General features: G+C 36.7%; 8 protein-coding genes. 2 read left to right on the top strand and 6 right to left on the bottom strand.

The genetic code is table 11. The features are described from left to right. From M0Q17_RS09005 to M0Q17_RS08980, 6 genes are all read right to left on the bottom strand, one after another. Positions 1–807: acetate/propionate family kinase (locus M0Q17_RS09005; RefSeq protein WP_295086091.1), on the bottom strand; the 807-nt coding region annotated here is incomplete at its 3' end. Beyond that, on the bottom strand, positions 804–2,888 hold the full coding sequence (gene pta / locus M0Q17_RS09000) for a phosphate acetyltransferase (RefSeq protein WP_295086089.1): 2,085 nt from the start codon (positions 2,886–2,888) through the stop codon (positions 804–806). The genes pta and M0Q17_RS09005, both read right to left, overlap by 4 nt. A gap of 209 nt (positions 2,889–3,097) precedes the next feature. Beyond that, positions 3,098–3,232: a hypothetical protein gene (locus tag M0Q17_RS08995; protein ID WP_295086087.1), complete on the bottom strand. Its 135-nt coding sequence runs from the start codon at positions 3,230–3,232 to the stop codon at positions 3,098–3,100. Positions 3,233–3,397: 165 nt separating this feature from the next. Further along, positions 3,398–4,258, bottom strand: a complete 861-nt coding sequence (gene dinD, locus M0Q17_RS08990; RefSeq protein ID WP_295086086.1) for a DNA damage-inducible protein D — start codon at positions 4,256–4,258, stop codon at positions 3,398–3,400. Positions 4,259–4,494: 236 nt separating this feature from the next. Further along, positions 4,495–5,196 carry a hypothetical protein gene (locus M0Q17_RS08985; RefSeq protein ID WP_295086085.1) on the bottom strand — a complete coding sequence of 234 codons (702 nt, stop codon included), beginning with the start codon at positions 5,194–5,196 and terminating at the stop codon, positions 4,495–4,497. Positions 5,197–5,290: 94 nt separating this feature from the next. Next, entirely contained in the window at positions 5,291–6,079 is a 789-nt protein-coding gene (locus M0Q17_RS08980; protein ID WP_295086083.1) for an alpha/beta hydrolase, read from the bottom strand. Between the two features lie 83 nt (positions 6,080–6,162). Here M0Q17_RS08980 and M0Q17_RS08975 point away from each other — a divergent pair, with 83 nt between their 5' ends. Further along, positions 6,163–8,961: an SUV3 C-terminal domain-containing protein gene (locus M0Q17_RS08975; protein WP_295086081.1), complete on the top strand. Its 2,799-nt coding sequence runs from the start codon at positions 6,163–6,165 to the stop codon at positions 8,959–8,961. Positions 8,962–8,992: 31 nt separating this feature from the next. Further along, positions 8,993–9,844 (top strand): DMT family transporter, encoded by an 852-nt coding sequence (locus tag M0Q17_RS08970; protein ID WP_295086093.1) that lies wholly within the window; start codon positions 8,993–8,995, stop codon positions 9,842–9,844. Positions 9,845–10,126 lie beyond the last annotated feature (282 nt).

Here is a 10,126-nt window from a genome sequence, read left to right as displayed (position 1 = left end):
TGATTGTTTGTTAAGAAGGTCATCGATTTCATCTGTACTAAGCCCCAGCTCTCTTTGAAGATAAAGCAAGATTGCAGGATCCAAATCCCCGCATCTACTTCCCATGATAAGCCCCTCTAAGGGAGTAAATCCCATAGAAGTATCGACGCTTTTGCCGTTTTGTATCGCGCAGACGCTCGCTCCGTTTCCAAGATGAAGCGTTATTATGTTTAGCTCTTTTGCATCTCTATGCATCGCTTTTGCCGCCTCTTTCATTACAAAGGCGTGCGATGTTCCATGAAAGCCGTATTTTCTGATTTTGTGTTTTTCATAAAGCTCATAAGGCAGGGCGTACATATACGCCTCTTTTGGCATAGTTGCGTGAAATGCGGTGTCAAAAATTGCAAAATGTGCTATATTGGGAGCTTTTTTTTGGCTGATTAGAATTCCCTCAAGGTTGACTCCGTTATGAAGCGGTGCCAAAGGAATAAGCTTCTCTATCTTTTTAATAACCGAGCTATCAATTAAAGTAGCACTTTTATAGCTCTCTCCGCCATGAACTACTCTGTGCCCCATGGCATCAAGCGATGCAAAGTTTGCAACAATGCCGTACTCGTTTAGTATGTTGTTTATTCTTTTTAGCCCCTCTTGATGCGTTGCTATAACAGCGCTTGACGTATGTTTGTTATTTTTGTGGGTAAGTGTTATAAGAGAGAGAGTTTCGCCTATTTTCTCGACAACGATATGTGCTAAAATCTGCTCGCTTGGCATAAGAAAAACTTTACATTTTATGGAGGAACTTCCGGAGTTTATGATTGCTATTTTCAACTTGTTTGTCCTGCTTGAATTGCTGTAATTAAGATAGTATTTACTATATCCTTTACGCTGCATCCACGGCTTAAGTCGTTTACAGGTTTTTTAAGTCCCTGTAAAATAGGTCCTATCGCAACCGCACCGCTAGAGCGTTGAACTGCCTTGTATGTGTTGTTTCCGGTGTTTAAATCTGGGAAGATAAAAACATTTGCTTCGCCTGCTATCTTTGAATTTGGAAGTTTTAAAGATGCTACGCTTTTATCAATCGCCGCATCATACTGGATAGGTCCGTCAATTTTCAAATCCGCTCTCATAGATTTTACTATCTCTGTAGCTTTTCTTACTTTGTCCACATCTTCTCCGCTTCCGCTCTCGCCTGTCGCATAAGAGAGCATTGCCACCTTTGGCTCAATCCCAAAAGCAAGAGCCGTATCTGCACATGAGAGAGCAATTTGCGCAAGTTCGTCAGCATCTGGGTCTTGATTTAGAGCGCAATCTCCATACACCAAAACTTTTGTCTTTAAGCACATAAAAAAGAGGCTTGAGATGATGCTTATATCAGGAGCGGTTTTTATGATTTGAAGGGCGGGTCTTATCGTGTCTGCTGTTGTGTGGATGGCACCGCTTACCATCCCATCTGCATATCCTAGATGAACCATCATTGTTGCAAAGTAGTTTACATGAGCCATGGCATCTTTGGCACCTTGAAGGCTTAGCCCCTTCTCTTTTCTTTTCATGTAAAAAATATCTGCAAACTCCTCAAGAAGGTTAGATTCAAAAGGGTTGATTATAGCTGCTTTGCTCAAATCAAGTCCAAATTTTTTGGCACCCTCTTGTATTTCGTCTTCACGCCCTAAGAGTATAATCTCTGCAACATCACGCCGCAAAATCATCTCCGCAGCCCTTAACACTCTCTCATCGTTGCTCTCTGGTAAGACAATTCTTCTTCTTTTTTCCCTAGCCATCTCAAAGAGTTTATACTCGAACATCATCGGGGTCATCACATCATTTGTCTGTGTGGCTATTTTTTGCTCAATGGCTTTTATATCTATACTTGAGTTAAACAAACCAAGAGCAAGAGCTATTTTTCTCTCACTCGTTACTCTAAGCCTTGAGTAAACACGCAACAGATTTTTTGCTGTATGGTAAGTGTCGGTTTCTACGGATAACATAGGCACGCTGAAATCTTTAAGACCAGATATGATTTTTTGTATATTTGCATCAAGTTCTATATTTGAAGAAAAAATGATGCCGCTTATTTTTGGATACTCTTTGGAGTAAAAAGCTGCAATAATAGCCAAAATGATATCTGATCTGTTTGCCGAGACGACAACGAGGTCATCTTTTTTCATCTGTGCCAAAAAGCCCTCTACATCCTGAGTGGCAATTTTAAAGGCTCTTACGGCTCTTGTGTTGTACTCCTGTATAAAATATAAAAATTTTGCATTTAAAGCATCTTTTACATCTTCAATAGTCGGTATATCAAGCTCCTCAACCTCTTTTAAGATATATACGTTGATGTCCTCCTCCGCCATTTTGGCTTTTAGTTCCAAACACCTTTCTCCCTCAACTCTGTTTACAAATGTCGCAAAATGGCTGCAGTCATGAGAGTGTATATTTTGAGCTTCAATCAAGATATTTTCATAAATATCCCGAGCAAGTGAATCTTTGGCATTAACGATGTTTATAACGGAGGAGTTAAAGTTTTGAGCTAAAAGTAGATTTAAGTCATAATCGATTGTTGAGGTTAAAAAAGAGCGCCTTATGCCCTCACAAAGGATAAAATCATAATTTTTTTCAAGTTTTTTAAACTTCTCTATAAGTTGGTTTATAAGTTCATCAAGACGATTGGAGGCAATCATCTCTTCAACATAATCTACATCAAATCCGTATGCATCCTCGTAGGGCATATCAAGGTTATACCTTTTTAGAATAAAGTCTATATCTTTATCACGAGTATCTTTTGAGAGTATGACAGGACGAAAAAAAGCGACCTTATCTATGTTTCTTTTTAGTGTCTCCATCATCCCAAAAGAGACAAAAAGAGTACCGGCATTTTTATCCTGCGCTGATATGTAAAGAGATTTTATTTTCATGCATCTACCTATAAAGCAATATGCTTAATGTTATGATTTTTTTAGTTAAAGATGGCTGTAATGATGTTTATTTAAGCATTTAAAGCAGTTGTTAGAATCATGCCAAATTATAATATAGTAGTGTGCGTATGGTTATGAAAGAGAGCAAAAAGAAGTAAGAAAAGAAAAACTCCACCCGTAAAAGCGGGTGGAGCTAAAAGTCGCAACTCTTAATAAAGCTCTTGACTTGGGTGGTTAGGCTTGCTGATTGGAGCGCTGTCTCCATTTCTTGTATCGTAAGTTACGATATTATCAGCTTGAAGAGCACCTAGTGTTAATGCGATTAATAAAATCAATGTTTTCATTGTGTATCCTTTGGTAAGAACGAATTACGCTCTAGTATTTTTAAATCAGACAAATTTTATCTGATTTAACTTTTAGGCTTCTCATGGTTTTTCAAGTAATATTTTTAATTAAGACAATTTTTATCTTTTATTCAAGATTTGTCTTATGTTAACAAATTTAATTTTCTATCTGTTATTTTTCTTTTTTGGCAAAGCGCTCTGTTTTATCATTTTTTTCTCATCAGATTTTACTTTTCTTTCTAACTTTTTCAAATCTTCCGCAGGTGGCAATTCTTCGGGCTTAATGCCTCTTTCGCCTAAAAGCCCTCTAACACTTTCGTTATTTTGGACATGTTCATTTGTAATAGAGTTTTCGCCGTAGAGATTTTTTTGTTTTACATTATGATTTGTTATCTCGGTAGCAAGATTTTTAGCCGTTATGGTTATGGTTGGTAAAAAATCAGCCAACGGGCGCTTGTTTGGTACTTTCAGATTGTCTTTCATATTTTGAGTAGTGTTACCACCAAAAAGTGCCATATCTCCCTTTGAGCGGATTCTGCCAAAACCTCTATCGTCAACACCTCTTTCATAAATATTTTTTGAGAGTTCCGTTTCGGATTCTTTTAATTTTGTTCTCGCTTGAAGTCTATCTTCTAGCTCTAGTCTTTGTTCTATAAGTTCTTGTTTTCTCGTTTGAATAGCAAAATATGTTTGAGCAAAAGAAATTTGCCCTTTTTTGCTATCGCCATTTTGAGCTATGAGATAACAGGCATATCTTGTAAGCATAATATCTTCAATAGCTCTTTGTGTATTTGAACCAATGAAGACCATCTTCGTGATGTCGCGAAAATGGTCACTAACTTCAATTTTAGAATTTTTACAAGCAGTTTTAGCTTTTTCTATTACATTTGCAAAATTCTCCCATCGTTCATATCCTAGCACTTTTTGCAAATCTCTTGCATACCAAAACTCTATGTCTGAATCTTCCAAAACATTAACAATATTATTAAAACTACTTTGCAGGTTCATGATTAACTCTTTATTCATAGCGTCACACCTTTTTGTAAATTTTTTTAATGACAATATTTTATCTATAATAGTTGCTATCTATAATATATATTGCAATTTGCAATATTTTTTTGTTTCTAACTGGGGGGGGTTATTATAAAGAGGAGATTTGTTCATAGGGGGAAGAGGGTGTTGTTCTTGGATATTTGATTGTTCGTAAGTTAATATTTGATTTTCCTTACTTTGTTTCATCGAAAAATATATTATAAGTCATTTTAGCTTCCAAGTTTTTCAAAAAGTTTGATTACATTATCTCCGATATTATTCACTAGATTAAGTCCTTTATTTAAACTATTGAATCTATTATAAAATTTTAGCCACCAGGCTTTTTTAGGATACTTTTCTAGTTCATTTTTACTTTGCTCAAGCAGTTCGATTTGTTTTTGAGTATTTTTATTTTGTTCTAATTTTTCGATTCTTTCTTGAAGTTCATTAATTTTATTTAGTAAAGTTTCTTTTTCTTCCTGAGTGAATCTTTCACTTTCATCTGTAAATTGATTATTTAACTTTTTTTCAAATTTTTCAATATCTGAGATTTCTTCAATATTTTCAAAAGTAAATTCATTTTTTAAATCTTCATCCAAATTATATAGCCACTCAGAAATTCTTTTTATGCAATCATCAAGATTTTCATGATTACGTATTTCTATATTTTTATTATCACCTGGTTTCTCGATAGTTTGAAGAACTTTTTCTCGATTCTGATTAAGTATTGGGATGTGAATATCTAAAATACTATTTGAAACTATATTTTCTTCAATGCTAAAGGAATATTTACCCGAAGCTCTAAAAGAAATTTTTGCTAGGATATTGCCATTTTCAAAAAATTCTAACTTAAAATCATTTATAAAAAAAAGTTTTGAAGTATTTATTTGATTTTTTATATCTTGAATTTTGGTATTTCTAATTTGTGGCATTTTGATGTCCTTCAACGATTTTTATCTAATCTTCTGTGTGGTCATAGGGTTTATAAATAATTTCATCTATCTCTTTGTCTTTTAAACAGATGTGCTAAATGCTCTTTAAAAAGTTTTTAACAGCACTAGTAAATTCATCTGGCTTCTCAAGCATACTAACATGCCCGCTGCCGCTTAAACATACGAGAGTAGAATTTTTTATTTTATTTGCCATTTGTGTCATAGTGTCTGGAGGTATGATATTGTCATTCTCAGCGCTTATCAACAAGACGGGAATTTCTATATCTTTTAAACTCTCAGTAGTATCAGTTCTGCTAATCATTGCCAAAAGCCCACCCTTTATGCCTATGGGATTGAAGTTCATAATTTTATTTTTAATCTTTTCTAGCTTTAGCGGCTCTTTTTTAATAAAATCTTTACTAAAAGCAGCTGAGAAAAACCCATCTATAAAAGGCTCAATCCCATTAACATCTATGCCTGAAATAGCCCCAGCGCGTTTTAGTTTTGCTTCATCGTTATCGCTGCTTGTTGTAGTGTTTGCAAGTATCAAGGCTTTATAACTTCCCCTAAGTTTTTCATTTGTTCTAAGTGCGATATATCCACCCATAGAAAATCCACAAATAATCGGTTTATCCAGCTCTAATCTTGCGATAATATTTTCCAGATCTTCCGTGAAGCTCTCCATTGTGTATTGACCTGTGTTTAACTCAGAGTCGCCAAAACCTCTAATATCATACGAGACACAGTAGTAATTATCTTGAAGTTCACTTATCACATCATCCCAAAGTGTGTGATCAAAAGGGAACCCATGTATAAAAACTATTGACTGCTTAGTTTCTTCGCCAAAAGTCTTGACATTTATGCCGTTAATTCTCTTATCCATCTTAAATCCTTTATGTAAAGTAAAAAGAACTATTCTAGCTAAAATCAGGTTCAAATAAAAACTATATTTAGCTACAATTTTGCATGGCAAAGAAAAATAAAAAAAATAGCAAAATAAACCAAAAAATTAGAAAATATTTTGACGACGACCCCTTTGATGTGGGGATTTTAAGGGTAAGCACGCAAACACTCAGCGAACTTTTTAACGTGCTTGGTATTTACGATATAGATAACAGCAGAGATGTACTTATAAAAACTGCAAGGATGATGTGGAGCGAGGCAGAAAACGATTTTCGCTTAGATATACTGAACTTTTTTGCAAATGAGGGCAAGGTTTATAAATCAACTGCTTCAAAAGAGCCTAACCTCGATAGAGATGAGAAGATAGAAGCGCTTATTGCAGAGCTAAATGTAACTCACGAAGAGGCTGTTTTGCTCCATGATGCTTTCGCAGAGGTTAGAAGTAAAAAGATAACGATAGAGAAGATGGAGTCAAAACTCCATCACATCAGGTACAGCCTCAAAAAAGAGAGAGTTGAGAAAAGGGTTGATGCTGTTTTTGACATTGATGACTCTTTGGAGTTTAATGCTTCTCTTCATTATGTTTTATATGGACAGAGTTTTCATAAGATACTTACGCTTAGTACAAAAAATTATGATTATGACTACCTTAGAGATAGCGATGAGCAGCAGCTAGCAAGTGAGATTTTAGAAGAAAAAGAGCGGGTAGTTGCAAAAAAACAGCAAGAGATAAAGAGTTTTATAAAAAACCTCAAAGACCCGCATCCCTACATGACACAAAAGGAGATAGTAACGGCTCTTCGCGCTTCTCCTCCAAAAACAAAACTCTCTTACCCGCTTATAAAAGAGAGCGTTCTTTTAGAGATTGTTAAAAGAGTGCTTGGAGATGTAGAGATAGAACTTCATGAGGAGGAGCTTCTAATCAGCATAGAGCAGAGTTGCAAGCTTCCATATTCAGACAAATCCCAAAGCTATATTTTAGAGCTTCATGTAGAGCTGAACTCGCTTTTAGAAGATATATGGAGAGCAAAAGAGCTTGATTTTAATGATGCTATAAATGAGTCTAGAGTCGAACATGAGCAACAATTTTTAACTGATTTAAAAGATATCGTAGAGGAGTGCGGCTCTTATGCGACTCTTCTTCATCTAAGCGATGATGCGCTTTATGCTAAAGTATATGATGTGCTGCTTGAGATGCTGCCTGTGTCATTAAATATTTCGCCAAAAATAACACGAAAATGTGTGAAACGATTTGTTCACTCCATTCATGATGAGATACTTAAAAAACAGAGATATGAACTGCTAGCTAGAACCATCAGAGACTTTAAGAACCTTTTCCCGCTTGCAAGGGATATGAGAAGAAAACTAACACTTCACATAGGACCGACAAACAGTGGAAAGACTTATCAGGCTATGCAAAAACTAAAGAGTGCCGACACCGGTTACTATCTTGCACCGCTGAGGCTTTTGGCGCTTGAGGGGTATGAGGATTTAAAAGAGAGCGGGATTGAGGCATCCTTGATAACGGGCGAGGAACAGATTGTAAACGAAGATGCAACGCACATAAGTTCAACCATTGAGATGCTAAATTTTGATGTGGATGTTGATGTCTGCGTGATTGATGAGGTGCAAATGCTTGATGACCGTGACCGTGGCTGGGCATGGGCAAATGCCATCATCGGAGCACCCGCAAAAGAGATTATCATGACGGGTTCATCAAACGCAAAAGAGGCGGTTATAGCGCTCGCACGGTATCTAGGCGAAGAGCTTGAGATTATCGAATTTAAGAGAAAAAATCCGCTCACGCTCCTAAGTGAGCCTATACATGAGAAAGATGTAGAACCAAATACGGCAATCATCGCTTTTAGCCGAAAAGATGTACTTAAGCTCAAGCAGGTTTTTTCTAAATACTTTAGTGTTAGCGTTGTTTATGGGAATCTCTCTCCCGAGGTAAGACGTGAAGAGGCTAGAAGATTTAGAAGCGGCGAAACGCAGATTTTGGTTGCAACAGATGCTATTGCTATGGGGCTTAATATGCCTATAAAAACTATTCTCTTCTCAAAAGCCGAGAAGTTTGATGGCGTAAATGACAGAACTCTGTTGCCAAGCGAGATTCATCAGATTTCAGGGCGTGCTGGAAGATACGGTCTGCATGAAAACGGCTATGTCGGAGCTCTGAGTGGCGATGTTTTAAATATCATCAAAAAGAATTTTTACAAAGAGGCAAAAACCATAGCCATACCTTTTAGGGTTATGGCAAACTTGGAGCATATAAAGCTTGTGGGTAGTATTCTTGAGGAGAATTCACTTCATGAGATACTTAAGTTTTTTGTAAAAAATATGGAGTTTGACGGCCCATTTATAGCGACAAACTTAGAGGATATGTTGGAAGTTTCCGTTTTGGTGGATAGTTATGCTCTAGATATCGCTACAAAGTACCATCTCGCATGTGCACCGCTGACTCTAAAGTCGCCATATATTATTGCGGCTTATGAGAGTTATCTATCTGCACTAGAGAAAAATATGCCCATTTCATACACTATGCCGATTTTGCATGGAAGCTATGCGCAGACTACAGATGAACTGCTTCGTGCTGAGGATATGGTAAAAGAGATTTCGCTCTATCTCTGGCTTAGTTATAGATTTGGCGACTACTTTATAGATGCAGACAGAGCAAGAGCTTCAAGAGGAGTTTTAAACAAGTTTATAGAAAACTCACTCCAGCAGAGTCAACTAGCCACAAGGTGTAGAATGTGTAATGCGCCGCTGCCTATAAATTCGCCGTATGGAATTTGTCAGGCATGTTTTAAGAAAAACTATGCAGGACGTGGGATAAGCCAAAGAGGGTACAGAAATAAGTAACGAAAAAAACAGTACCCGCTACTTTGTGTGGATGATTATCGCCATGCTTTTTTGGGGTGTCTCTTGGACGGTTGGTAAAATAGCAGCAGAACACTCATATGCCGAAGTTGCGGCATTTTGGCGGTATGCTATATCGTTTATCACTCTTATACCTGTTATTTGGTTTTTAAAAACTCCACTAAAAACAGATAAAAAAGGGTTTTTGTATATGCTCGGTGCGGGGCTTTTGACCTCTGTTTTTAACTACCTTTTTTTTGCAGGGCTCTCTCATGGAGCCGCAGGATATGGTGGTACAATGGTTACATCACTCTCCCCCATTCTTACATATTTGATGTCCATAGCAATACTAGGCACAAAAGTCTCAACTAGGCAAGTAGCCGCACTCTCCATCGGAATCTTTGGGGCACTTGTTTTGCTAAGAGTTCCCTTTGAGGGATTTGGATTTTTAAGTGTAGAGAGTTCATACTTTTTGGGATGCGCCGTTGTTTGGGCGCTAGTTACCATACTTTCGCAAAAAGCCGCTTCAAGAGCAGACCCTATGTTTTACACGCTTGTAGTTTTTGGAGTTGCAGGTTTTACAAATATGATGTTTGCCCTCCCTTATCACCCCTTTGATTTTGCGGCGTATGATAATGTTTTTTGGATGGCTATTATCTTTATAGGAGTTGTCCCCGGCACTTTTAGCACAACGCTATACTTTGTCTCAGCAGGTAAAATAGGCGCGCATAGAACGGGCGTTTTTATGTTCATAGTTCCTATCGGCGCAATAGTCTCAAGCGTTATAGCCTACCAAGAAGCAGTAGCCCTCTCAACAATAATCGGCTGTGCATTGGCATTTGCAGCGGTTGTTTTGTTTAATATGAAAAAAAGTAAGCAAAAATAGGTATTAAAAGATTACTTTGTCCAAGAACTCCATGCTCAGTTTTATACCTTTACAAGTATCTATATGCTACCCTTTGTATTTTTAAGACCTATTGAAATTTATGCACAATAAATATATTTAAACAAGTAAAAGTAGCAAGCGGAAAGAAGTATGACAAAAGAAAATGATATAGAACTAAACTTTATAAATAAATTAGTCGATCAAAAATATACTTACCGTCCTGATATTCGTACTCGTGATGCATTAAACCAAAATTTTCGCCAAAAATTCCAAGAACTCAAC

Source organism: Sulfurimonas sp., from assembly GCF_023229105.1.
Classification (GTDB): Bacteria; Campylobacterota; Campylobacteria; order Campylobacterales; family Sulfurimonadaceae; genus Sulfurimonas.
The sequence above is the reverse complement of the archived record's forward strand: the minus strand, read 5'-3'. Positions and strand labels throughout refer to the sequence as shown.

Bases quoted from the DNA above. Each gene is read 5' to 3' on its own strand.
- M0Q17_RS08985 (WP_295086085.1), bottom strand. From the start codon at position 5,196: ATGCCACAAATTAGAAATACCAAAATTCAAGATATAAAAAATCAAATA.
- M0Q17_RS08980 (WP_295086083.1), bottom strand. From the start codon at position 6,079: ATGGATAAGAGAATTAACGGCATAAATGTCAAGACTTTTGGCGAAGAA.
- M0Q17_RS08975 (WP_295086081.1), top strand. From the start codon at position 6,163: ATGGCAAAGAAAAATAAAAAAAATAGCAAAATAAACCAAAAAATTAGA.
- M0Q17_RS08995 (WP_295086087.1), bottom strand. From the start codon at position 3,232: ATGAAAACATTGATTTTATTAATCGCATTAACACTAGGTGCTCTTCAA.
- dinD (WP_295086086.1), bottom strand. From the start codon at position 4,258: ATGAATAAAGAGTTAATCATGAACCTGCAAAGTAGTTTTAATAATATT.
- M0Q17_RS08970 (WP_295086093.1), top strand. From the start codon at position 8,993: ATGATTATCGCCATGCTTTTTTGGGGTGTCTCTTGGACGGTTGGTAAA.
- pta (WP_295086089.1), bottom strand. From the start codon at position 2,888: ATGAAAATAAAATCTCTTTACATATCAGCGCAGGATAAAAATGCCGGT.